Origin of the sequence: Conyzicola lurida (assembly GCF_014204935.1) — a bacterium.
In the GTDB taxonomy this organism is placed as follows: domain Bacteria; phylum Actinomycetota; class Actinomycetes; order Actinomycetales; family Microbacteriaceae; genus Conyzicola; species Conyzicola lurida.
Genome location: NZ_JACHMJ010000001.1, coordinates 848,393 through 871,142, shown reverse-complemented (window position 1 = coordinate 871,142; position 22,750 = coordinate 848,393). Strand labels below are relative to the sequence as shown.

At 68.2% G+C, this 22,750-nt stretch carries 20 protein-coding genes; 5 read left to right on the top strand and 15 right to left on the bottom strand.

Annotated elements, in window-relative coordinates; all coding sequences use genetic code 11:
* Positions 1–2 precede the first annotated feature (2 nt).
* Positions 3–1,295 carry a CDP-glycerol glycerophosphotransferase family protein gene (locus HD599_RS04190; protein WP_184233910.1) on the bottom strand — a complete coding sequence of 431 codons (1,293 nt, stop codon included), beginning with the start codon at positions 1,293–1,295 and terminating at the stop codon, positions 3–5.
* 97 nt (positions 1,296–1,392) lie between these two features.
* On the opposite strand from HD599_RS04190, the gene HD599_RS04185 reads away from it, so the two are divergent.
* The gene (locus HD599_RS04185) at positions 1,393–2,655 is read left to right on the top strand and encodes a CDP-glycerol glycerophosphotransferase family protein (RefSeq protein ID WP_184233908.1); all 1,263 of its coding nucleotides are present in this window, start codon (positions 1,393–1,395) and stop codon (positions 2,653–2,655) included.
* On the top strand, positions 2,652–4,172 hold the full coding sequence (locus HD599_RS04180; RefSeq protein ID WP_184233906.1) for a CDP-glycerol glycerophosphotransferase family protein: 1,521 nt from the start codon (positions 2,652–2,654) through the stop codon (positions 4,170–4,172). The genes HD599_RS04185 and HD599_RS04180 overlap by 4 nt, the downstream gene beginning before the upstream one ends.
* A 51-nt stretch (positions 4,173–4,223) precedes the next feature.
* On the opposite strand, the gene HD599_RS04175 is transcribed toward HD599_RS04180, so the two are convergent.
* The 4 genes from HD599_RS04175 to HD599_RS04160 form a co-directional block, all read right to left on the bottom strand.
* Positions 4,224–5,273: a glycosyltransferase family 2 protein gene (locus tag HD599_RS04175; RefSeq protein WP_184233904.1), complete on the bottom strand. Its 1,050-nt coding sequence runs from the start codon at positions 5,271–5,273 to the stop codon at positions 4,224–4,226.
* Between the two features lie 138 nt (positions 5,274–5,411).
* The gene (locus HD599_RS04170) at positions 5,412–6,830 is read right to left on the bottom strand and encodes a S1C family serine protease (RefSeq protein WP_184233902.1); all 1,419 of its coding nucleotides are present in this window, start codon (positions 6,828–6,830) and stop codon (positions 5,412–5,414) included.
* A gap of 118 nt (positions 6,831–6,948) precedes the next feature.
* Entirely contained in the window at positions 6,949–7,770 is an 822-nt protein-coding gene (locus HD599_RS04165; RefSeq protein WP_184233900.1) for a PKD domain-containing protein, read from the bottom strand.
* Between the two features lie 35 nt (positions 7,771–7,805).
* Positions 7,806–8,297 carry a hypothetical protein gene (locus HD599_RS04160; protein ID WP_184233898.1) on the bottom strand — a complete coding sequence of 164 codons (492 nt, stop codon included), beginning with the start codon at positions 8,295–8,297 and terminating at the stop codon, positions 7,806–7,808.
* Between the two features lie 168 nt (positions 8,298–8,465).
* On the opposite strand from HD599_RS04160, the gene HD599_RS04155 reads away from it, so the two are divergent.
* A complete protein-coding gene (locus HD599_RS04155; RefSeq protein WP_184233896.1) occupies positions 8,466–9,662 on the top strand; it encodes a pyridoxal phosphate-dependent aminotransferase in 1,197 nt (398 codons plus the stop codon).
* A gap of 194 nt (positions 9,663–9,856) precedes the next feature.
* Here HD599_RS04155 and HD599_RS04150 read toward each other — a convergent pair whose 3' ends face one another.
* The 10 genes from HD599_RS04150 to HD599_RS04105 form a co-directional block, all read right to left on the bottom strand.
* A complete protein-coding gene (locus tag HD599_RS04150; RefSeq protein WP_184233894.1) occupies positions 9,857–11,533 on the bottom strand; it encodes a sensor histidine kinase in 1,677 nt (558 codons plus the stop codon).
* Positions 11,534–11,601: 68 nt separating this feature from the next.
* Complete coding sequence (locus HD599_RS04145; protein ID WP_184233892.1) at positions 11,602–11,979, bottom strand: response regulator; 378 nt, start codon at positions 11,977–11,979, stop codon at positions 11,602–11,604.
* 27 nt (positions 11,980–12,006) lie between these two features.
* Positions 12,007–13,050, bottom strand: a complete 1,044-nt coding sequence (locus HD599_RS04140; protein WP_184233890.1) for a response regulator — start codon at positions 13,048–13,050, stop codon at positions 12,007–12,009.
* Between the two features lie 59 nt (positions 13,051–13,109).
* Positions 13,110–13,910, bottom strand: coding sequence for a carbon-nitrogen hydrolase family protein (locus tag HD599_RS04135; RefSeq protein ID WP_184233888.1), 801 nt, complete (start codon positions 13,908–13,910; stop codon positions 13,110–13,112).
* A gap of 40 nt (positions 13,911–13,950) precedes the next feature.
* On the bottom strand, positions 13,951–15,075 hold the full coding sequence (locus tag HD599_RS04130) for a mannitol-1-phosphate 5-dehydrogenase (protein WP_184233886.1): 1,125 nt from the start codon (positions 15,073–15,075) through the stop codon (positions 13,951–13,953).
* Positions 15,072–15,506, bottom strand: coding sequence for a PTS mannitol transporter subunit IIA (locus HD599_RS04125; protein WP_184233884.1), 435 nt, complete (start codon positions 15,504–15,506; stop codon positions 15,072–15,074). Before HD599_RS04125 ends, HD599_RS04130 begins: the two co-directional genes overlap by 4 nt.
* A 56-nt stretch (positions 15,507–15,562) precedes the next feature.
* On the bottom strand, positions 15,563–17,113 hold the full coding sequence (locus HD599_RS04120) for a PTS mannitol transporter subunit IIBC (RefSeq protein WP_184233882.1): 1,551 nt from the start codon (positions 17,111–17,113) through the stop codon (positions 15,563–15,565).
* Between the two features lie 5 nt (positions 17,114–17,118).
* Entirely contained in the window at positions 17,119–18,819 is a 1,701-nt protein-coding gene (gene ptsP / locus HD599_RS04115) for a phosphoenolpyruvate--protein phosphotransferase (RefSeq protein ID WP_184233880.1), read from the bottom strand.
* Positions 18,816–19,079 carry an HPr family phosphocarrier protein gene (locus HD599_RS04110; protein WP_184233878.1) on the bottom strand — a complete coding sequence of 88 codons (264 nt, stop codon included), beginning with the start codon at positions 19,077–19,079 and terminating at the stop codon, positions 18,816–18,818. The genes ptsP and HD599_RS04110 overlap by 4 nt, the downstream gene beginning before the upstream one ends.
* The gene (locus HD599_RS04105) at positions 19,072–19,425 is read right to left on the bottom strand and encodes a PTS sugar transporter subunit IIB (protein WP_184233876.1); all 354 of its coding nucleotides are present in this window, start codon (positions 19,423–19,425) and stop codon (positions 19,072–19,074) included. Before HD599_RS04105 ends, HD599_RS04110 begins: the two co-directional genes overlap by 8 nt.
* A 163-nt stretch (positions 19,426–19,588) precedes the next feature.
* On the opposite strand from HD599_RS04105, the gene HD599_RS04100 reads away from it, so the two are divergent.
* Together HD599_RS04100 and HD599_RS04095 are read left to right on the top strand one after the other, a co-directional pair.
* Positions 19,589–21,508, top strand: coding sequence for a BglG family transcription antiterminator (locus HD599_RS04100; RefSeq protein ID WP_184233874.1), 1,920 nt, complete (start codon positions 19,589–19,591; stop codon positions 21,506–21,508).
* A 150-nt stretch (positions 21,509–21,658) separates the two neighbouring features.
* On the top strand, positions 21,659–22,723 hold the full coding sequence (locus HD599_RS04095; RefSeq protein ID WP_184233872.1) for an AI-2E family transporter: 1,065 nt from the start codon (positions 21,659–21,661) through the stop codon (positions 22,721–22,723).
* Positions 22,724–22,750 lie beyond the last annotated feature (27 nt).

Sequence of the window (22,750 nt, the reverse complement as noted above, 5' to 3'; positions counted from 1 at the left end):
CGTCAGTCCTCGCCGATGGCGTCTTCGTCCACGTCGTCGTCGAACGGGTCCTCGCTCGAGTCGGCGTCGCCCTCGTGCAGCGCGGCGTGTTCGTCCCACCGCTCGACGAGCTGCTCGACGGCGGCGTGGAAGCGCGCGGTCGCGGCGCCCGGGCCGGTGTCGCCGAAGTGGCGTTCGACCCAGAAGTGCAGGTTCTCCTGCGCCTCCGCGCTGTGCTGAACGCGGTCGGCGATGGCGACGATGTCGCCGGCGGCCTCGCTGGTGAGCCACTCGGCGGCGCCGAGGTACCCCGACTCGTCCACGTCGGCGGCGGGCGAGACGGGCCGTGCAACGATCAGCGGTTTCCCGGTGGCGAGCCGGTCGTAGACCATGGCCGAAACGTCGGTGATGGCGACATCCGCCCCCGCCAGCTGCCAGCCGAGCTCGTTGCCGTCGTCGAACACGTGGTGCGCGGCCGGGTCGGCGGCGTTGGCCGCGGCGATGGCGGCGATGATCGACCGGTTGGCCGCGCCGTACGCGTGGTCGATGACGCCGCTGCGCGGGTGGGGACGGTAGACCACGCGGTGCTGCGGGCTGGCGAGCAGCGCGCCGACGAGCGCGACACCGTGCGTGGCGATCGATCCGTAGGCGGCGGAGGGGCGGTCGCCCTCCCAGGTGGGGGCGTAGAGCACGACGGTGCGGCCGTCGGCCGGGTACGGCTGCGCGCCGGCGAAGTGGTCGGCTTGCGGGCGTCCGATCGGGATGGCGCGGCGCTCGACATCGAAGTCCCAGAGCTTGCGCGCGAGACGTTCCTTCGCGGCATCCCCCGCGACGAGTGCGTAGTCGTACGCCTTGAACTGGTTCGTCGTCATGTACATCTTGTCGCTCTCACCATGATTGATGAAAACGTGCCACATGCGGCCGTACCGGAACATCTGGAAGTTCTTGGCGTTCTGGTTGACGTAGAAGACGATCTTGATGTCCTGCGAGTGGATGAAGCGCTCGAGGTCTGCCACCTGACGCAGATACACGGCGGCGACCGGCGATTCGTCGAGCAGCGTCAGCATCGTGCCGGGAGAGCGCGCGATGATCGCCACCTGCCGGGTCTTCGCCAGCTCGGCGAGGGGCGCGTACCACTGGCGGATCTGGTACATGTTGACGCGGGAGTCGGCGAAGTAGACGACGACCTGCACCGAGCCGTTCTCGGGCTTCGGCACCGTCGGCAGGCGTCGGGCGAGCTCGGCCCGGGAACTGCGGGAACGGATGATGTTGAGGAGCACTCGTCGAGCGGCTCTGACGTCTTTGAGGAGTGGCACGCCCCGATTAAATCAGTACCCCCTGCACGGGTGCCGCACGCGGGGCGCACCGTTACCCACCTGATACCGGCCCAGCCGGCGGCTGTTACTCTAGGGCGTGCCTCAGACCGCGCCGGGATTCACCTTCGCCGCGGGGAACGCGAAGAAGATCCTCGCCCTCCCCGGCTACGCTCTCGGCGCGCTGGCGAGCGGTGTCATTCCCCGCCGTCGCGACCTCTGGGTGTTCGGCTCCGGCCCGGGAATCGGCGAGGGGGCTCTCGCGCTCTACCGTGTCGTTCGCGCGTCCGATCCGTCGCTCAGCCTGCTCTGGCTCGCGCGCGACGAGCGCGATCTCGACGCCGCCGAGGCGCTCGGCATCCCCGCTGTGCTGAAGTCGTCGCGGCAGGGACTTCTGGCGACCCTGCGCGCCCGCGTGGTGGTGGTGACGCACGGGTTCGGCGACGCGAACCGGTACGGAATCCGTGGCGCGTTCGTCGTGCAGCTCTGGCACGGCATCCCGTTGAAGCTGATCAACCTCGACTCCCCCGCGACGGTGCGTACGCGGTTGCTCCCGGACTCCGCGCTCGTGCGCCGCTTGATGCGGTTCATGTACCGCGGCGGCGCCCGGGCGATCGACCTGATGCCCGCGGCATCCGCCGTCTCGGCCTCACGTCTGCGCAGCGCCTTCGCCCTGCCCGCCGACCGCGTGGTCGTCACCGGCGACCCGCGCGACGACGTGATGGTGGCCGGGACCGAGTCCGAACGCACCGCGACAGCGCGCGCCCTGCTGTTCGGTTCCCTCGGGCTCGAGCCGACCGGGCAGCGGGTGCTGCTCTATGCCCCGACCTGGCGCGACGGCGAAATCGATCCCGGCATCCCGACGGCCGACGAGTGGCGGCGCATCGTCGGCGTGCTCGAGCGCACCGACTCCCTGCTCGTCGTGCGGCCGCACCCGCACGGGGTCGGCGACTATGCGGACGGTTTCGCGCTCAGCCCGCGCATCCGCCTGCTCGGCGCGCAGCAGCGCACCGACGTCACCCCCGTGCTTCCCGCCGTCGACGTGCTGATCACCGACTACTCGTCCATCGCGTTCGACTTCGCGCTCACCGGCCGTCCGATCCTGTTCCTCAGCCCCGACGTCGAGACGTACGAGGCGAGCCGCGGGCTCTACGTGCCCTACGACACGTTCAGCGGCGGCGCCGAGGTGCGCGACTGGGGCGCGGTGCTCGATCTGGTCGCGACCGTCGACGAGCCGGATGCCCGGGCTCGGCTCGAGCGCCACTCCGACGCGCTCGCCACGGCGCACCACGCGTTCCGGGACGGCGAGAATACTGTCAGAGTGTATTCCCAGATCATCACCCGGCTGAAAGAGCACGAATGAGCGCGACACCTCCCGCCGGCCCGGTTGCGCGTGACGTGGCGGTCGAGTCCGCCCGCTTCGTGCCCGGCGAACGCCCGACGCTCACGCTGTCCGGCACCGGCCGCCCGGGCGCACTCGTGCTGCGCGGTCCGCGCCAGGACCTGCCGGGTACCGTCATCGTCGACGGGGACGGTTGGCGGGCCGAGTTCCCGCTGCTCGTGTCGCGCTGGCGCGGAGCCCTGCTGCCCGCGCCCTCGGGCAGCTACACCGCGGTGCAGCTCGCCGACGACGGGTCGGCCGCGCCCCTCCACGCCGCGGAGCAGACCTCTGACGACATCCTCGTGCCCGGCTGGCTCCGCGCCACCGCGGCCGTCGTGGACGGCGTCCTCCGCCTCGAGCTCGTGCCGCCGCTCACCGACGCGGAACGCGGCCGGGAGAACCAGGCCGCCCTCGAGAACGACTACCGCTCGGCCAAGCGCGCCCCGCTCGACGCCGTCTTCTTCGAGAGCTTCTACGGCCAGAGCGCGACCTGCAACCCGCTCGCGCTCGACCGCGAGTTCGCGGCGACGCGCCCCGACATCGCCCGCTACTGGAGCGTCGTCGACGCCTCGGTCGAGGTCCCCGAGGGGTCCGTCGCGCTGATCGAGGGCAGCGCCGAGTGGTGGCGCATCCGGGGGTCGGCGCGTCTGCTCGTCGTCAACGACTGGCTGCGCAACCGGTTCGCCAGGCGCCGGTTCCAGACCGTGCTGCAGACCTGGCACGGCACCCCGCTCAAGAAGATCGCGCTCGGCCGCCCGGGCGTCGGCCTGCGCACCGCGCTCGCCACCATCCGCGAACGCGGCCGCTGGAGCATCATGCTGTCGCAGAACGCGCACAGCACGGCGGTCTTCCGCTCCGCCTACGCGTTCCTCGGCCCGATCTGGCAGGAGGGCTATCCGCGCGACGATGCCCTGGTCTCCCCCGACCCCGACGCCGTGCGCGAGCGCCTCGGGCTCCCCCGTAACGTCACCGTGCTGCTGTACGCGCCGACCTGGCGGGACGACCGGCCCGAACACATCGACCACTTGGATGTCGCGGCGTTCACCGACGCACTCGGACCGGGCTACGTCACCCTGATCCGCGGCCACTCCCGCACGCTGCTCCCCGGGCGCGACGTGCGCGCGAGCAACATCCTCGACGTCACCGGCTACCCCGACGTCACCGAGCTGTTCCTCGTCGCCGACGCGCTCATCACCGACTACTCGTCGGTCATGTTCGACTTCAGCGTCACCGGCAAGCCGATGTTCTTCTTCGCCCCCGACCTCGACCACTACCGCGAGCAGCTGCGCGGGTTCTACTTCGACCTCGACGCGGCCGCTCCGGGACCGGTGGTGCAGGACGCCGCGGAACTCGTCGGTCTCGTGCGGGACCGGGACGCGTCATCCGGCCTCTATGCGGAGAAGTACGCCGCGTGGCGCGAACGGTTCAACCCGCGCGACGACGGCGGCTCGGCCGCGCGCGTCGTGGCCCGGCTGCTGAAGCGCGGGGCGGTCGGCTAGCGAGATCCCGGTACTAGCCCGATCGCGGTGCTAGCTAGATCTCGGTGCTAGCTAGATCTCGGTGCGCGAGGTGTCGACGGAGTCGCGCGCGCCGCGCACGAGGCCGAGGATGAAGCCGACGCCCCAGCTGAGGTGCATCGTCGGCAGCACGACGAGGAAGAACCAGCGGTCGAGCAGGCTGGCTCCCCGGTCGGCGACGAAGGCGAGCCAGGCGACGAGCAGAATGTAGGCGAGCGGGCCGAGGTAGATAAGGGATGCCGCCAGGCTGAGCCAGCCGTCGAGCACACCGGTCAGCTGCAGAACGAGCACCACGAGGGTGGCGAGCACGGTCAGCACGAGCACCGGCGGCACGAAGAAGCGCCACGGGTTGCGGCCCTTGTAGCGGCGCACGAGCTCGCCGCGCCAGATGCCGGTCGCACAGAACTGGCGCGCGAGCTTGGACCAGCTCTCGCGCGGCCAGTAGGTCACCTTGAGCGCGGGATCGAACCAGACCGTGTGTCCCGCCCCGCGGATGCGCAGGTTGAGTTCCCAGTCCTCGCCGCGGCGCAGCGTCTCGTCGAAGTAGTCGACCTCGTCGAGCACCTCGCGGCGGAAGACGCCGAGGTAGGCGGACTCGGCCGGACCCTCGCTGCCGCTGGAGTGGTAGCGGGCACCGCCGAGGCCGAAGCGGCTGTTGTAGCCGCGGGCGGCGGCGCTCTGGAACGGGGTCTTGCCGCGCGCGTGCATCACGCCGCCGACGTTGGCGGCCTGGGTGCGGGCGAGCGTCTCGATCGCGCGGCGGGTGTATCCCGGTTCGAGCTCGGAGTGGGCGTCGACCCGCACGATGATCGGGTACGAGCTGGCGCGGATGGCGAGGTTGAGGCCCACCGGGATGTCGGTCTCGGGGTTGTGCACGGTGCGGATGCGCGGGTCGGCCGCGACCAGTCGCTCGACGATCGCGTCGGTGCCATCCGTCGACGGGCCGAGAGCGAGGATGAGCTCCTTCTCGCCGCCGAAGTCCTGACTGAAAACCGTCTCAATGGCGTTCTCGATGTAGAGAGCCTCGTTGAGAACCGGCATCACGTAGGACACTCCGGAAATCGCGTCTGCCGTGTCGGCCATGTGATCCAATACTCGTGCTGGGGTGGGTCGGTTGAGCCTATCAGCCGGGGCAGAGCCACCTGAGACGCCGACGTCGCGGAACGCCGAAAGGCACGGGGCGACGATGCGCTCCGTGCCTTTCGTGGCGATCTGCCGTGCCTAGCTCAGGGTGCCCAGAGTGACATCGGTGTTCGCGGACTTGCCGTCGCGGACGTAGGTGATGGTCGTCTTGGCGCCGCCGGCGAGGGCACGCACCTGGGCGGTGAGGTCCGTCTTGCCGGTGATGGGCAGGCCGTCGATGCCGGTGACGATGTCGCCGACCTTCAGACCGGCTGCTTCGGCGGCTCCACCGGCCGAGATTTCACGGATGCTCGCTCCGACGGTCGCGCTGTCGGTCTGGGTGTCGTCCTCGGTCACGTCGACGATCGAGGCGCCGAGGAGGCCGTGGGTGGCGGAACCGTTGGCGATGATCTCCTTGGAGACGCGCTCGGCCAGGTTCGACGGGATGGCGAAGCCGACGCCGATGCTGCCCGACTGCGACGCGGCGCTGGTGCCGCCCGCGCTGGCGATCGCGACGTTGATGCCGATGATCTCGCCGTCGGTGTTGAGCAGCGCACCACCTGAGTTACCCGGGTTGATCGCGGCATCCGTCTGGATAACGGCGAGGGAGATCGTCGACGAGCTCGTGGTCGGCGCGGTCGGGTTCTCCTCGTCCGGAATGTAGAAGTCGAACGGGCTGGATTCGCCGGGGGTGGTCGAGTCGTCTTCCGACTGGGTCTCGGTCGGGGCCGCGGAGGACGCAATCGTGATGCTGCGGTTGATCGCGCTCACGATGCCGTCGGTGACAGTGCCGGAGAGGCCGAGCGGGGCGCCTATAGCGATCGCGCCGTCGCCGACGTTGAGCTCGCTCGAGTCGGCGAACGTAGCCGGCTGGAGGTCGGTCGCGCCGTCGAGCTTGATGACCGCGAGGTCGGAGATCGGGTCGGTGCCGACGACGGTCGCGGTGAAGAGGCGTCCGTCGTTGGTCTGCACGGAGATGGTCGCGTCGCCGGTCGCACCGTCGAGGGTCACGACGTGCGTGTTGGTCAGGACGTAGCCGTCCTTGCTCAAGACGACGCCGGAACCGGTGCCGCCAGAGTCGCTGGATGTCGCGGAGATCGTCACGACGGACGCGGAAGCCTTCGCTGCCACACCGGTGACCGTGGTCGCGTTCTCGGGGTTGTTGACCGTGACGTTGGCGGGCGTGGTGATCGCCGTGACCGTCGAGCCGGAGTTGTTGTTCGAGGCGAGGAGCGTGACGCCCGCGCCGGAGACGCCGCCGACGAGGGCTGCGACGGCGATGGCCGCCACGAGCACGACGGGGCGGGTGCGGCGGAACGATTCGCCGGAGTTCTTGGGCGCGGCGGGCGGCGACGTCGGCGGCGCGGGAGGTGCGTCGTTCAGAGGCTGGGTGTACGCGAGCGTCGTAGCGCTGGGTGCAGCAGGAGCCTCGGCAAGCGCGCGGGGTACGGGCGGCTGCGGGGGTACGGGGGGTGTTGCGTTGACGGGTGTTGCGGGAATCTCGGGGGTGTCGGTCATGAGGTGCTCCTTCCAGCGAAGTAAGCATTGCGCGCGAAGCTGAACGTTGTCTATGCGAGCGCTGGGAGCAAACCTCTGCTGTGAGAATAACCGTTTTTCACCCCCGCGGCAGCCTTGGTCAGCAGCCTGGACCGCCCGGATTCGCGAGGCAATCGCGCGCCACGAGCACCGTGTCCGCGTCGCCCGACACTGCTGTCAGCGGCGGCGCATCGGCCCACAGCGTTCCCGCGATCGCCTTCCACGGCTGCCCGGCGAACTGGTACTCGGCGGAGAACCCGACGGAGAGCGTGATGGTGAACGCGCCCGGCGTCGCGAAGACGTGGCTGGTCGCGGTCGCGTCGAACTCCTGCAGCCCAAGAGCCGCCCAGCTCGCGCCCGGTGTCGAGGAGGTGGTGCTCGATCCGTCGCCGTAGTCCCAGCGCCAGGCCGCAGCCGTGAAGCGCACCGCCACCGCGTAGCCGAGCAGGGTGCCGGTCACCGTGCTGTTCGTCGAGTCGGAGTAGAAGTTGGTGGGCAGCCCGGTGACGATCCAGCCGCTCGGTTCCATGTGCTGCGAGCCGACGCCCGGCGCGAAGCTCGCGATATCGCTGAGAGTGAGCTCGGGCAGCGGGGCCGACACGGTGATGAAGTCGTCACGCACGGATCCGTAGCCGTGGGAAACGAGATACATCTGTGTCTCTTCGATCGTGGCGTTGACCGCCGGGTCTTGGATCTGCTCCCAGGTGAGGACGCGCGGGCCGGCGGGCACGTAGGTGCGGCCGCCGCCGGAATCGCCACGGGTTCCGGAGCCGCCGTTGTTGTTGTCGGTGGCGGTGATGTCGACAGCGTCGCCATTCGTGTTCGCATTGATAGCAGGGGAACAATCCCCAAGGGTGAATTCAAGCGCATCACATAAAGCCGGGTCGACCGGTGCGAGTGCAAGCGAAGCGAGCGTGGACACGAAAAACGGAATTGCCCCTTTTCGGATGGATGTATTCAACACACCTCTTCTCCCGTCCACGGATTTCTTGAAGACAAGATCAGGCCGGATCCATCCGCCGATCGGTCAAAGCCAACTTCAGCCGGTTGTCGATCTTGCCGATCGGGGTTAACGACTGACTTGTTCTCGAGGTTGAGAACGTCTTGATTTGTAAAGTCCAAACACATGTACACGAAAACCAAATCTTGTTCGCTGGCCTGGCTGGACGCGTACTGCTGCAGCTCAACTGAATCGAAGGCTGCTTCACCGATCGCGCGATAACCCTTTTCTTTCATAGACTCGAACCCTTCACGTGCCGCTTGAAGCGCCTCGCGAACCGCCACCTCCTCAATGCGTTCTGGTTGCACACCGCCCTCTGCAAAGATGACGTTCTCCACGTCCAGATAGGCGCGATACGCTTCCTCCGCCGCCGCCAGCGCCTCCTCGTCCGAGGCGAACAGCGGAGACTCGGTGGGCGACGGCTCAGGCTGTGGCTCCGTCTGAGTCACGCACGCGCTCGACGACAGCGCAGCTCCGATGACGAGTGCTAGTCCGGCTGCGCGTACGAGGGGTCGCATCCCATCACGGTAGATCAGTCGGCGAGGGAGCCTCGGAACTTATCCACAGCCCGCACGCGGCGTTCGGCCATCGCCCGAGTCGATAGGCTTTTAGGCACGATGACAGTCTCCGGTTCTTGGCAGCAGGCCGCACGCGGAGCCATGCTCCTCGGCGCCGACGGGCAACTGCGCCCCACGATTTTCGCGGAAATGTCCGCACTCGCCATTCGCACGGGTGCGATCAACCTCGGGCAGGGTTTCCCAGACGAGGACGGCCCGGTCGAGGTGCTCGAGGCCGCCCGCCAGGCCATCAGCGACGGCATCAACCAGTACCCGCCCGGCACCGGGATGCCCGTGCTACGCCACGCGATCGCCGACCACCAGAAGCGCTTCTACGGGCTCGACGTGGACGCCGACCGCGAGGTGCTCGTCACCGCGGGCGCGACCGAGGCGCTGGCCTCGACGATCCTCGCCCTCACCGAACCGGGCGACGAGGTCGTCACTCTCGAACCGTTCTACGACTCCTACGGCGCGATCGTCGGCCTCGGCGGCGCGAAGCACGTCACCGTCGCGCTCCGGGCTCCCGCGTTCCAGCCCGACCACGACGACCTACGTGCGGCGATCACCGACCGTACCCGTCTCATCCTGATCAACAACCCGCACAACCCGACCGGCACCGTGCTGCCGCGGGAGACCCTGCAGCTCATCGTCGAACTCGCGACGAAGCACGACGCTGTCATCGTCACGGACGAGGTGTACGAGCACCTCGTGTTCGACGCGCCGCACGTGCCCGTCGCGACCCTGCCGGGTGCCCGCGAACGCACCGTCACCATCTCGAGCGCCGGCAAGACGTTCAACACCACCGGGTGGAAGATCGGCTGGATCGTCGCTCCCCCGGAGCTCGTCGTCTCGATCCTCGCGGTCAAGCAGTTCCTGACCTTCGTCAACGGGGCACCCTTCCAGCCCGCGATCGCCGTGGGGCTCGGCCTGCCCGACTCGTTCTTCACCGGAGTCGCCGCGAGCCTCAAGCACAAGCGCGACGTGCTCTCGGCCGGCCTCGTCGCTGCCGGTTTCACCGTCACCCAGCCGCAGGGCGGCTACTTCGTGGTGGCGGATGCCGCACCCCTCGGCTTCGCCGACGCCGAAGACTTCTGCCGCCGGATGCCGGAGCTGGCCGGGGTCGTCGCGGTACCGATCAGCGCGTTCGTGCGGCACGACAACCGTCCCGAGTACGCCTCCCTCGTGCGATTCGCGTACTGCAAGCGCGAATCGGTGCTCGAGGATGCAGTCGGCCGGCTGGCAGCGCTCGCCCACTGACGCCATATCACGGGTCGCGCGTCGCGCGTCGCGCGGAGCGCGGAGCGTTGTCGCGGGCGCGCCTGTTCGTGCGTCCGCGCGCGCCACAAACCTCAGCCGACGCGCTACAAACCTCCGCGCGCTCGACGACGCTGAGCGTCGCACAAACGGACGCACGGTGATCGACGGACGACCGATGACCGTGGGGTGCCGGGTCAGGCGGCGGCTACCTCGTCGGCGGCCTTCGGCAGGCGCACGATGAACGTGGTCCCGACGCCGACCTCGCTCTCGACGTCGAGGTCTCCCCCGTGCGCGTCGACGATCGCCTTGGTGATGGTCAGTCCGAGACCGACTCCCGGGACTGCTGCCCGCGTCGCTGTCGAGGCCCGGAAGAAGCGCGAGAAAAGCTGGTCGAGCTCGCCTGCGGGGATGCCCATTCCGGTGTCGGTGAGGCGGATGATGACGTTGTCACCGTCGCACGTCAGCGTGATCGCCACGCTGCCGCCGCGCGGCGTGAACTTGATGGCGTTCGACAGCAGGTTGTCGACCGCCTGGCCGATGCGCGTGACGTCGCCCATCACGACCGCGACGCCGTCGAGAACGGTCGCAGAGATACTCACGTTCTGGGCCGTCGCCACCGGCGTCGCCGACTCGATCGATGCGCGCACGATTGGTGCGACATCCAGCCTCGCCACATCGATGGAGAACGAGTTCGCACCGACCTGGGCCGTGAAGAGCAGGTCGCCCACGAGGCGGAGCAGTCGGTGCGCGTTGCGCTCCGCGATGCCGAGGTACATCATCTGCTCGTCGGAGAGCGGATCGTCGGCGTCGTCGCGCATGAGTTCGAGGTAGCCGAGGATCGAGCTGAGCGGCGTGCGGAGTTCGTGCGAGATGAGTCCGACGAACTCGTCCTTGAGGCGGGAGACCTCGAGCGCCTGGGTCACGTCGGTGGCGACGAACAGGTAGCCGGCCGTCTCGCCCGCGTCGTTGACGCGGCGGGTGACGGCGACCTCGACAGCGAGCTGCAGGCCGTCGGTGCGGCGATAGGTCCACTGGCGCACCTCGGGAGTGCCGAGTCGCGCCGATTCGACCAGCGCCGAGAAGCCGGGGGTGAGCACGGTCTCTCCGGGCGGGTAGTTCAACTCGCGCGAGCGCTCGTCAAGCTCCTCGTCGAGATGGAACTCGTAGATGAAGCGCTTGTTCTGGGTCTCGGCGGCGATGAGGCCGAGCATACGCTCGGCGCCCGGGTTCCAGACGTCGATACGGCCGGTGACATCGGTACCGATGACCGACTGCTCGGTGACGGCGTCGAGCACACTGCGGGTCAGCTTGTCGGCAGCCCGCAATTGCGCCTCGTTCTCGCGCAGGCGCTTTGTGTAGTCCTCGGCCCCACGCAGCATGAGCTCGCGTTCTTCGGCGAGTCGGCGGATCGATTCGACCTGCACGCGACCCTGGCGGGAGAGCTCGTTGATGATCGCCGCGGCCATGGCGAAAATGACCGGGGCGAAGACCGACCGCAGGAGGTCGTTCTGGGTCGCCGTGGCGCCGAACCCGAACAGGTCGCTGAGGGCGACGGCGGTGCCGAGCGCGGCGATGAAGATGTAGCGGCGCCCGTGTTCGGCCGCGATCCAGACCACGGGGATGATGATGAGCGAGCTGAACGGGGACGCGCCGCCGCCCGTACCGGCACGGAAGAGGCTGAGGGCCAGCAGGTCGAGCACCGGCACGAGGATCGCGAGCCGGCTGAGCGACGGCTGGTAGCTGAAGAGGGCTGAAATCGCCGTGGCGATGATGATGCCCCACATGCCGAGGAGCGCAGCCGGCCAGACGGTGAAGTCGATGTTCGGCGAAACCAGCACGAGCACGACGGCGGCGAAGAAGGCCACCGCCATCGGTGCCTGCTTGAGGAACGGGGAAGGTTGGTCGACGCGGATGGAATCGCGGACGAAACGATAGGCCCTTACGACTCGGTCCACTTGGGAACCCAGTCGCGTAGCACCTGACGAATCTGCGCGCCCGTGACGGGCTTCGGCAGGGCCGCCTGCGCCGTCGGATAATCCTCTTCGTCGAGCACGGAAGTGATGGCGATGGCGCAGTCGGGGTTGTCCGTGCGCAGTCGCAGGGTCAGTTCCCATCCGTCCATGCCGGGAAGGATCAGGTCGATGACCGCGAGGTCGGGGATGTCCTCGCCGTAGGCGACAATCGCGTCCTCCGCCGTGGCGGCGACGACCACGGTGCAGCCCGCGCGCTCGAAATAACGGCGGAGCAGGTGACGCTGGTCTTCGCTGTCGTCCACGATCAGCACCCGCACGCGCGAGTCGTGGATGCTGTCGGTCATTGCGATGTCGTGAATGGTAATGATGGCCTACGGTCGCGCTGCGTCGGATGCCGTGAGGCCCGAGGTGGATTCGTCGGACTGTTCGCGGACGACCTCGAGCGGCTCGACGGTCGCGCCGTCACCGTAGCGGGCCCAGTAGCGCGCGTTGGCGAGCACCGATTCGGCTTCGAGGTAGTCGCGGTGGTCGGCCTGCGACGCGTAGTTCGCCAGTAGTGCGAGCTTGGTGTCGGTGTGTCCGTCGATCGAGACGAACTTCGACGGGCGGAAGTCGATCGTGGCCGAGGGGCTCTGGAATGACGCGAAGCCGGGCACGGTGTGCGCGGCGACCGTCGCCGCCTCGAACACTGCGCGGTGCACGGGGTCGCTGTCGTTCGGGCTGTGCGTGTACACGGTGGTCGGGCCGACCTCGCGGACGACACGCTCGATGAGTTCGACGGCTGCGCCGTTGAGGATGTCGCCGCCCTGCAGGTCTTCGAGGAACAGACGCGCGCCGAGCAGTTCTGCCGCAGCCAGCGACTCATGCTGCGAATCGGTGATCGTGTCGTCGTCGCGCGTGCGGGCGAGGGTCAGGATGGTGACGGTGTCGCCATCCGCACGGTGGGCCGCGAGGATTCCGCCGACGCCGATCTCGACGTCGTCGGGGTAGGCGCCGATGGCGAGGATGTGGCGGCGCGGACGGTCGGTGGCCTCGGTGAGGCGGCCCTCCGACGCGAGGCGCGTGACCGCGGAAACCAGGTCGGACGCGCCGATCGGCTTGAGCAGGAACTCGTCGGCCTGGGCCTGCAGCGCGCCGACGGCGTAGTCGACCGAGATGTGCGCGGTCATCACGATGATGGGCAGTTCGGGCTTGTCCGCCCGGATCTGCTGGATGAGCTCGAGGCCGGTCATGCCGGGCATCTCGATGTCGGTCACGACGACGTCGGGACCGAACTCCGCGATGACGGCGCGCGCGAGGAACGGGTCGGCGACGGTAACCGCCACGCATCCCGCTCGCTTCTCCAACACCGTCTTGGTGTAGAACGCGACGTCAGCGTCGTCTTCGACGATCACAACTCGATAGGCCTCGGCCATGGCAGGTCCTCCCCCGAAAGTACTTCGCTAACTCTATTCGACGGCGACGGCCCCCGGGTTCATTTACCGAGGCGTCGGAGAACTAATGCGGGGTTTATTACGCGGGTTTCGGCGATTCGTTGCGGCGAGACCCATGCGACCGCTATATCTGTGGATTCCCCGACTGTGGCGAGTTCGATGCCCATCGGGTCGAGCACCATGCTGTTGCCGGATCCGATCGGCGGCGCCTGGTCGGCGGCCGCGAGGTACACCGTATTCTCGATGGCGCGGGCGGTCAGCAGGGTGCGCCAGTGGTGCTCTTTGAGCGGGCCGCGGACCCACTCGGCCGGAACGAGCACGAGGTCGGCGCCCGCGTCGACGAGACGGCGGGTGACTTCGGGGAAGCGGATGTCGTAGCAGGTCTGCAACCCGACGGTGAAGCCGCCCCATCCGAAGGTCTGCGGTGCGTCGAGGGGCCCCGGGACGACCCAGTCCGACTCCTTGCCGCCGAACGCGTCGTAGAGGTGGATCTTGCGGTACACCGCGATGAGCTGACCGGCCGGGTCCAGGACGACCAGGGTGTTCGAGAACCGCGACGCCTCCCCGGTCTTCTCGACGAGACCCGCCACGAGGTGTACACCCAGCTCGGCGGCGAGGGCGGCGAGCCCGGTGACGAACGGGCCGTCAACCTCTTCCGCGGCATCCACAAAGCCCTGATCGAGCGTGGGCGTGAAATACGACGAGTATTCGGGGAACACGACGAGCGTCGCTCCCCTGCCCGCCGCGCGTTCGGCGAGGAGGCGGATGCTGGCGAGGTTCGCCGCCGAATCCGCGACCGGCGCGAATTGGGCGACGGCGATCGCGGACTCGGGAAGGCTCATCCCCTCAGCCTAGGGCGTGCGTGGGGCGGGCCGTGTGGGCTCAGCTCGTGTGGGCACGGACGACGGAGACGACGGCGGCGTAGAGCGGGTGCGACTCGTCGAGGCCGGTGACCTGCGCCACGAACTCCTCGGGGGTCGCGGTCGCGAGCAGCTGCTGCAGCTCGACGCTCTGCGGGTCCTCCGGCACGTCGAACTTCAGGGCGACGCCCATGGTGCGCACGAGGGCATCAGACGGGATGCCGCGTTCCGCGAGCTCCGCCGCCGGGCCGACGAAGCGCTCGTTGCGGCTCAGTTTGCGCAGCGGCTGGCGACCGACACGGTCGACGGTGTCGCTCAGCTGCGGGTTCGCGAAACGCACCATGTTCTTGTCGATGTACGCCTGCTGCACCTCGGGGTCGAAGCCGTGCTTCGCCACGAGGAGGGCCTTGGTCTCGGCGAGCACTGCCCGCACCTCGTCGGCGATCGCCGGCGTGGAGAAGGCGTCCGACATCGACGCGACTCCGGCCGCGAAGCCGTGGTACGCGGCGGTGGCGTGTCCCGTGTTGACGGTGAAGAGCTTGCGCTCGATGTAGGGGGCGAGGTCCTCGACGAAGTGGGCGTCGGGGATCACGGGGGTCGAGTCACCGAACGGGGTGCTCTCGATGGCCCACTCGAAGAAGGACTCGACGGTGACGTTGAGTCCGGCGTCGGGGTCCTGGCCGGGGACGATGCGGTCGACCGCCGTGTTGGCGAAGACGGCGCCCGCGCCCGGGAGGGTCTTCTCGACCTCGATGCGCAGCAGGTCGGTGGCGTTGATCGCGTTCTCGCACGCCATTACGACGAGCGGCGCGAGGTCGGCGGAGCGCTGTTCGATCGCCTTCGCGATGAGCGGGGCGACGAAGCGTAGGACGTTCGGTCCGACGGCAGTGGTGACGATGTCGGCCGACGCGATCTCGGCGACGACGTCGTCCTCGTGGGTGGCGCTGTTGAGGGCGCGGTAGTTGTCGACGGTCCACTCGGTGCCGCCGTCGCCGACCTCGGTCACGACGTAGCTCGGCGTCGACGCGAGGGCGTCGATGAGCTCGGCGTTGACGTCGGCGAAGACGACCTCGTAGCCGGCCTTGTGCAGGATCAGCCCGACGAAGCCGCGGCCGATGTTTCCGGCGCCGAAATGTACGGCCTTCACGCGTTCACGTCCCCGAGGATCTCCATGATTTCTTCGGGGGTCTGGGCGGCGAGCAGCTTGGCCACGTCGTCGTCCTCGCTGAACACGATGGCGATGGAGGACAGGACCTCCATGTGGCCGCCGTCCTTGCCGGCGATGCCGACGACGAATCGCACCTCGTTGCCGCCCCAGTCGATGGGGTTGTCGTACCGCACGAACGAGAGCGCGGACTTCGAGATCGTGTCCTTGCCCTCGTTCGTGCCGTGCGGAATAGCCAGGAAGTTGCCCATGTACGTCGATACGGTCGCTTCACGGTCGTGCATGAAGGCGATGTAATCGTCGGTCACGGCGCCCGAGGCGACGAGCAGCTTTCCTACTTCGTCGATCGCTTCCGCGGGGGTCGTGGCCGACCCGTGCAGATTGATCTGTGCAAGTTCAAGCACGTTGCTCATGCGATTCCTCTTTCTTCCTGGCTATTCGGTGGTGCTGGTGGAGCTGGTGGTGGGTGTTACTTCGAGGCCTTCTGGGACTCGAGCAGCGCTACGACCTCGTCGTACTTCGGGCTGTTCATGAAGTTGTCGACAGAGACGTGCTGCGCGTTCGGCGACTTCTCCGTGGCACGGGGAGTCAGTTCGCGCTGCGTGATGACCAGGTCGGCGGTGCCGTCTAGGTTCGCGATCGCCTGGTTGACGACGGTGACCCCTTCGATTCCGGCCTTCTTGATCTTGTTGCGCATGACCGTGGCACCCATGGCGCTCGAGCCCATGCCGGCGTCGCAGGCGAAGACGATCGAGGTGATCGGCGCGTTGCTGGTCGCGGCAGTCGCGGTCGCGGCGGCGGGAGCAGCTGCCGCGTCGCCGAGGAGCGAACCGACCTGGCTGTCGCGGCCCTTGTTGGCGGCGTTCTTGGCGACGGCGTCCGCGAGAGCGGTGTCGTTGCCGGCGTTGATGGCCTCGAGGTCGGTCTTACGGCTCGCGCGGATGATGATGGACGCCACGAGGAACGAGACACCGGCCGAGATGATGACCGACAGGATGACGCCGACGAAGCTTCCGGGAGGCGTCTGGGCGAGGATCGCGATGATCGAGCCGGGCGACGCGGGTGCGCGCAGTCCCGACTGGAAGATCACGTTCGTGAGCACACCGCTCGCGCCACCGGCGATGACGGCGACGATGAGGAGCGGCTTCGCCAGAACGTAGGGGAAGTAGATCTCGTGGATACCGCCGACGAACTGGATGAGGATCGCGCCGGGAGCGCTGGCGCGCAGCAGGCCGACACCGAAGACGGCGAAGGCGAGCAGCAGGCCGAGGCCGGGGCCGGGGTTCGCTTCGATGAGGAAGAGGATCGACTGTCCGGTGCGCTCCGACTCGATGGTGCCGAGCGGGGTGAAGACACCGTGGTTGATGGCGTTGTTCAGGAACAGGATCTTGCCGGGCTCGACGAAGACGCTGGCGAGGGGCAGCAGCGACGTGTCGACCAGGATCTTGACGACCCACTCGAGGAAGCTGCTGATCGCCGTGACCGCCGGGGCGATGACGAAGAACGACAGCACCGCGAGGGCCGCTCCGACGATTCCGCCGGAGAAGTTGTCGACGAGCATTTCGAAGCCGGCCTTGATCTTGCCGGCCCAGAGCTGGTCGACCTTCTTCATGACCCACGCGGCACCGGGGCCGACGATCATCGCGCCGAGGAACATCGGGATGCCCGCTCCGACGATGACACCCATGGTGGCGATGGTTCCGACCACACCGCCGCGGAGACCGTAGACCATGCGGCCACCGGTGTTCGCGATCAGGAGGGGAAGCAGGTAGGTGATCATCGGGCCGACGAGGCCCGTGTTCACCACGTCGGGGTCGCTGCTCCAGCCACCGAGCTGCTGTACCCAGGTGGCGTCGATTCCGAGCAGCGGAAGCCATCCGGTCTCGATGAAGAGGGCGGTGATGAGGCCCCAGGCGATGAAGGCGGCGATGTTCGGCAGCACCATTCCACTGACGAACGTGCCGAACTTCTGAACACCTACTTTCGCTGATCCGCGCGTGGGTGAGGACGTCGTTGTCATGGGTCTTACTCCGATTCTGTGATGGTTGAGATGGAAGTGGTGAATGCGTTCGCAGCGTTGACCACGGCGACGCGGGCCTCTACTGCGCTATTTGCCGAGAGTGCGAGTTCGGCGAATTCCTTGGCCTGATCCAGGCTGAACCGGGCCAGTTCGGCGCGCACGTCGGCGAGAGCCGCGGGCGACATCGAGAGGGACGTGGCTCCGAGGCCGACGAGCACGACGGCGAGCAGCGGGTCGGCCGCGGCCTCGCCGCAGATTCCGACGGGCTTGCCGAGCGACGCGCCTGCACGGCCGACTTCTCCGACCAGGCGGAGAACGGCGGGGTGCCACGGGTCCTGGAACGAGGCGACCGAGCCCAGGAGGCGGTCGGCCGCGAGGGTGTACTGCGTGAGGTCGTTGGTTCCGATGCTCGCGAAGTCGGTCTCGGGCAGGATTCGGTCGGCGAGCAGTGCCGCCGCGGGGACCTCGATCATCACGCCGGCGGTCTTGATGCCGAGTTCCTTCGCCAGCTTGGTGAAGTAGCGCGACTCCTCGACGGTCGACACCATCGGCGCCATGACCCAGAGGTCGGCGTCGGTGGCCGCGTCGGCGTTCGCGAGGGCGGTGAGCTGGTCGCGCAGGATCGGCTCGTTGGCACGGAGCGCGCGGATGCCGCGCAGCCCGAGGGCCGGGTTCTCCTCCGGCGCGTCGTTGAGGAAGCTGAGCGGCTTGTCGGCTCCGGCGTCGAGCGCACGCACGACGACCTTCTTGCCGGCGAACGCGGTGAGCAGCTGGGTGTACTTCTCCTGCTGCTCGGCGACGGTCGGGGCACGGTCGGCGTCGAGGAAGAGGAACTCGGTGCGGAACAGGCCGACGCCCTCCGCGCCCTTCTCGATCGCGGGCTCGGCGCCGTCGACGGAGCCGAGGTTCGCGAGCAGCGGCACCGCGGTGCCGTCGGCGAGCGCGCCCGGTCCGACGGGCACATCGGCGGCTGCGGCACGGGAGGCGATGGTCGCCTCGGCCGCTGCCTTCTGCTCGTCGGTCGGGTCGACGGTCACGGCGCCCGTGGTGGCGTCGACGATGACGGTCTGGTCGTCGGTGAGCTCGAGGGCGCCGGTTGCGCCCACGACCGCGACGATCGACTTCTCGCGGGCGAGGATCGCCGTGTGCGAGGTCGGTCCGCCGTCGCTGGTGATGAGCGCGAGCACCTTGTCGAGGTCGAGCAGGGCGGTGTCGGCCGGAGCGAGGTCGCGGGCGACGAGGACGAACTTGTAGTCGGGATCCGGCACGCCGGGGGCCGAGACGCCCTGGAGGTGGGCGACGACGCGTTGTGAGACGTCGTTGAGGTCGGTCGCGCGCTCCCCCATGTAGCCGCCCATGCTGGTGAGCAGGTCACGGAAGGCGGCGAACGCCTCGTAGACGGCGCGCTCCGCGGTCTTGCCGGAGGTGATGCGGGCGTCGACGTCGTCCTTGAGCGTGGGGTCTTCGGCCATAAACGCCTGGGCGTCGAGCACGTCCTTGGCCGCGCCGCCGGCGCGCTGTCCGCGCAGACGGATGTCGGCGGCCGTCGCCGCGAGGGCACCGGCAGAGCGGACCTTCTCGGCGTCAGCGCCGACGGTGCTCGCGACGTCCGCGGGCTCGGGAAGCGGGTCGGGCATGCGCAGGATCGGGCCGAGGGCGAGGCCGCGGCCGATTCCTACGCCGGAGAGGGAGACGGAGTCGCTCATGCGTCGTGGTCCGTTCCGAGGAAGCCGGCAAGGTCGTCGAGGACGGCGTCCGCGTTGTCGCCCTCGGCGTGCAGGGTGACCTCGTCGCCGTGCTGCAGTCCGAGGGAGATGAGTCCGAGGATGCTCGACGCGTTGAGCGTCTTGTCGCCCCGGGTGAGCTCGACGGCGAGTCCGGAAGCCGCGACGGCCTGTACGAAGAGCGACGCCGGTCGGGCGTGGAGGCCGTTGGCCGAGGCGATAACGACACTGCGATCAGGCATGGGGAGTTTCCTTTGTTAGGGTGCGGGAATCCGCCAGCCCGTGTGGGGCCAGCGTCGAGAGAAGGTCGAAGGCGTCGTCGGCGCCGGTGGGACCGAAGACGGACGCGTCGAGGAGGCCAGCGGGCACACCGTGTTCGGCGGCGCGGGTACGGATGACATCGAAGCTGCCGGAGAGGTGCGACCCGACGAGGATCACGTCGACGAAGGGGAGACGCTCGTCGATCTCGTCGTCGCTCGCGGCCTGGACGGTGACGTCGACGCCGCGGGTGCGGGCGATCGCGCGCATGCGGCTGGCGAGGAAGGTACTCGAAGCGCCGGCACCGCAGACGATCAGAACGGTAGTCATGGATCGCCTCCTTGCGTTCCCTGGTGATACAGCGAATCGACGTGCTTAGGCCTCTATCTTTGAACTAATCAACGCAGCGATCCAGTAGTTTCCTTTCCGCACTCGCGGAAAGATGGGCTTCCCGTGCGCGACGCCCCCGAAGAACATGGTTAAGTTGCTGTAAATGAGCGATAAGTACGAGCGCCTGCTGGACTACCTCTCGCAGAGCGACACCCGGGTGACAGCGGCAGAGCTGGCAGAACACCTCGGTGTCACGACCCGCAGTGTGCGCAGCTACGTCACCGCCGCCAAAGCCGCGGCCCACCCGCTCAGCATCATCTCGTCGTCGACCAACGGCTACCGGCTCAACCGGGAGGCCTACGCCACGTTCGCGTCCGGCGGTCGCGGCCACGAGGGCGAGACCCCGCGCGACCGGGTACACCACTTGGTGCGGCGTCTCACCGACGCACCCGGCGGCCTCGACATCCACGACCTCGCCGACAGCCTCTATGTGAGCGAATCGACGATCGAAACCGACCTGCGCAAGGTGAAGGCGCTCGGCGAAGACGCCGGGCTCACCCTCAGCCGCCAGGGCAGCATCGTGACGCTGACCGGCTCAGAGGCCGAGTACCGCCGTGTGCTCAGCAAGATCTTCCGCCGCGAGAGCGCGCAGGGTTTCCTCGAGCTCGAGACCGTGCAGAAGGAGTTCGTCTCCGAAGACCTCGGCGTCTTCAAGACCCGGCTGATCGCGATGCTCGACTCCCAGGGCTACTTCGTCAACGAATACGGCGTCAACAGCGTGCTGCTGCACGTCGCGATCGCCGTGGACCGCGTCATCCGACGCCCCAATTCGCCGCCGTCGACGGCAACGGATGCCGCGAGCCAGCCGGACGCACCCGTGACCGCCGCGCTCTCCGAGCTCACTCTCGATCACTTCGGGGTGCAGCTCGACCGCACAGACATCGAGTACCTGGCGAAGCTGCTGACGACGCGCGTCATCACGCCGGGGCAGAACGAGCCGGTGCAGTCGGTCGTCGACAACTACGTCGTGCCGGAGCACCTCGACACCGTGCGCCGCGTGGTCGCGCAGGTGGGCGAGGAGTACCTGCTCGACCTCGACGACGAGGCGTTTATGGTGCGGTTCGCGCTGCACGTCGGCAATCTCATCGCTCGGGCGCAGGACAACTCCTACTCGCGCAACCCGCTCGTGCGCTCGATCAAGACGTCGTACCCGATGATCTACGACGTCGCCGTGTTTATGGCGAGCCAGATCCAGCGCGAGAAGTCGATCACCATCAACGACGACGAGATCTCGTACATCGCGATGCACATCGGCTCACACCTCGAACGGCAGTCGCGCAGCGAAGAACGCCTCACGGTCGCGATCGTATCGCCCGGCTACTACGACATGCACGACATCCTGCGCCAGCACATCGAGAAGGCGCTCGGCGACGAGGTCTCGATCGAGGTGGTCGTCACCCGCACCGACGTCAACTGGAGCGAGTTCGTCACCGACCTGGTGCTCACCACCATCGCGGTGAAGGGCGCGGCCGACAACGTCGTGGTCATCCAGCCGTTCCTCACCGAGGGCGACGTGGAGAACATCCGTCGCGCGATCTCGAAGCTGCGCCGCCACCGTCGCCGCATCCGCATCAAGGACGACCTGCTGCTCTACTTCGACGAGGCGCTGTTCCTGCGCAACGAGCAGGCCGACAGCGAGGCTGCGATGATCCGCAAGCTCGGCGACCTGATGCTCGAGCGCGGGATCATCGACGAGAGCTACATCACGGGCGCCATCGAGCGCGAGGCCCTGTCGTCGACGGCGTTCACCGAGTCGATCGCCGTGCCGCACGCCATGGCCATGAGCGCCACCCGCACCTCGATCGCCATCGCGGTGAACGAGACGGCGATGCCGTGGGGCGAGAACCGGGTGAACGTGATCGCCCTCATCGCGTTCTCGTCGAGCGGGCGCGCGTCGTTCCAGAACGTGTTCGACCAGTTCGTCGAGGTGTTCGCCGACCGCGCCGACGTGCTCGAGCTGATCCGCCGGTCGACCGGGTTCACCGAGTTCATCGAAGAGCTCGTGCGGGTCATCGACAAGTAACTCGCTTCGTCGGCCAACAGGATGCCGCGGCGCACGCCGCCCGATTGGTCCTGTCGAGCGGCCGACCGGACGATTCCGTCCTGTCGGCGGGCGGCCGCCCGGGTCTACTCTGGGATCGTTTCACTGCCCTCACTGCAGAGGATGGCGACGATGTCTGGTCGGGCATTCACAATCGGGTTCTCCGCGACGGTCGGAGCCCTCCTCGCGATCGCCCTCGCGCTGGCGGCCGCGAGTCTCGGCGGCATCCTCGCCTGCATCGCCGCCGCGGGGTTCATCAGCCTCGGACTCGACCCCCTCGTCGCCCGGCTCGAAGCGCGGGGCGTCCCCCGCGCCGGCGGAGTGACGATCGTGGTGGTCGTCTTCGCGGCCGTGCTCGCGTTGCTCGGCTGGGCGATCGTGCCCGTCGTCTCCGCGCAGGCGGTCGACCTCGTGAACGGCGCACCCGCGTACCTGCGCGAACTGAGCAGCCAGCCGTGGTTCATCGCGCTCGACGAGTCGACCGAGGGCGTGCTCACCGCGATCGAGGCGGCGGTGATCGACTTCGTCGGGCACCCCGACACCTGGCTCTCGGTGGGCGGCGGCGTGCTGCAGGCCGGCATCGGCCTGCTCAACGGCACCGTGCTCGGCATCTTCATCGTCGTGCTGACGCTGTTCTTCCTCGGCTCGCTTCCCGCGATCACGCGCGCCGTGTACTCGCTCGTGCCGATCGACTCCCGCCCCACGTTCGTCGGGCTCGCCGAGCGCATCGCCCGGTCGATCGGACGCTACCTCGGCGGCATGGCGCTGATGGGCGTGCTCAACGCGTTGTTCACGCTCGTGCTGCTGCTGATCCTCGGCGTGCCCTTCGCCGGCATCCTCGCGGCGCTCGCCCTGATCATCACGATGATCCCGCTCGTCGGCAGCGTAGTCAGCACGGTCATCGTCGTGGCGATCAGCCTGTTCACCTCCCCCACCGCCGCGCTCGTCGCCGCCGTCGCGCTCATCGCGTACATGCAGCTGGAGGCGTACGTGCTCTGCCCGCGCATCATGAGCCGCGCGATGGCGATCCCCGCCTCGCTCGTGCTCATCGGCGCGATGGTGGGCGGCAGCCTGCTGGGATTACTCGGAGCCCTCGTGGCCATTCCGGTCGTGGCATCCGTCGTTCTCATCGTCAACGAGGTGGTGGTCCCCCGGATGGCGCGGCCGAAGCCTGCGGCACCCCCGGACCGCACGTGACGGGCACGCCCGCCCTGCCACGTCGTT

Excerpts from the sequence above, each read along its gene's own strand:
- HD599_RS04175 (WP_184233904.1), bottom strand. The coding sequence starts at position 5,273 with ATGGCCGACACGGCAGACGCGATTTCCGGAGTGTCCTACGTGATGCCG.
- HD599_RS04150 (WP_184233894.1), bottom strand. The coding sequence starts at position 11,533 with ATGGCGGTGGCCTTCTTCGCCGCCGTCGTGCTCGTGCTGGTTTCGCCG.
- HD599_RS04140 (WP_184233890.1), bottom strand. The coding sequence starts at position 13,050 with ATGGCCGAGGCCTATCGAGTTGTGATCGTCGAAGACGACGCTGACGTC.
- HD599_RS04125 (WP_184233884.1), bottom strand. The coding sequence starts at position 15,506 with ATGAGCAACGTGCTTGAACTTGCACAGATCAATCTGCACGGGTCGGCC.
- HD599_RS04105 (WP_184233876.1), bottom strand. The coding sequence starts at position 19,425 with ATGACTACCGTTCTGATCGTCTGCGGTGCCGGCGCTTCGAGTACCTTC.
- HD599_RS04100 (WP_184233874.1), top strand. The coding sequence starts at position 19,589 with ATGAGCGATAAGTACGAGCGCCTGCTGGACTACCTCTCGCAGAGCGAC.
- HD599_RS04110 (WP_184233878.1), bottom strand. The coding sequence starts at position 19,079 with ATGCCTGATCGCAGTGTCGTTATCGCCTCGGCCAACGGCCTCCACGCC.
- HD599_RS04155 (WP_184233896.1), top strand. The coding sequence starts at position 8,466 with ATGACAGTCTCCGGTTCTTGGCAGCAGGCCGCACGCGGAGCCATGCTC.
- HD599_RS04180 (WP_184233906.1), top strand. The coding sequence starts at position 2,652 with ATGAGCGCGACACCTCCCGCCGGCCCGGTTGCGCGTGACGTGGCGGTC.
- HD599_RS04145 (WP_184233892.1), bottom strand. The coding sequence starts at position 11,979 with ATGACCGACAGCATCCACGACTCGCGCGTGCGGGTGCTGATCGTGGAC.
- ptsP (WP_184233880.1), bottom strand. The coding sequence starts at position 18,819 with ATGAGCGACTCCGTCTCCCTCTCCGGCGTAGGAATCGGCCGCGGCCTC.
- HD599_RS04095 (WP_184233872.1), top strand. The coding sequence starts at position 21,659 with ATGTCTGGTCGGGCATTCACAATCGGGTTCTCCGCGACGGTCGGAGCC.
- HD599_RS04170 (WP_184233902.1), bottom strand. The coding sequence starts at position 6,830 with ATGACCGACACCCCCGAGATTCCCGCAACACCCGTCAACGCAACACCC.
- HD599_RS04120 (WP_184233882.1), bottom strand. The coding sequence starts at position 17,113 with ATGACAACGACGTCCTCACCCACGCGCGGATCAGCGAAAGTAGGTGTT.
- HD599_RS04135 (WP_184233888.1), bottom strand. The coding sequence starts at position 13,910 with ATGAGCCTTCCCGAGTCCGCGATCGCCGTCGCCCAATTCGCGCCGGTC.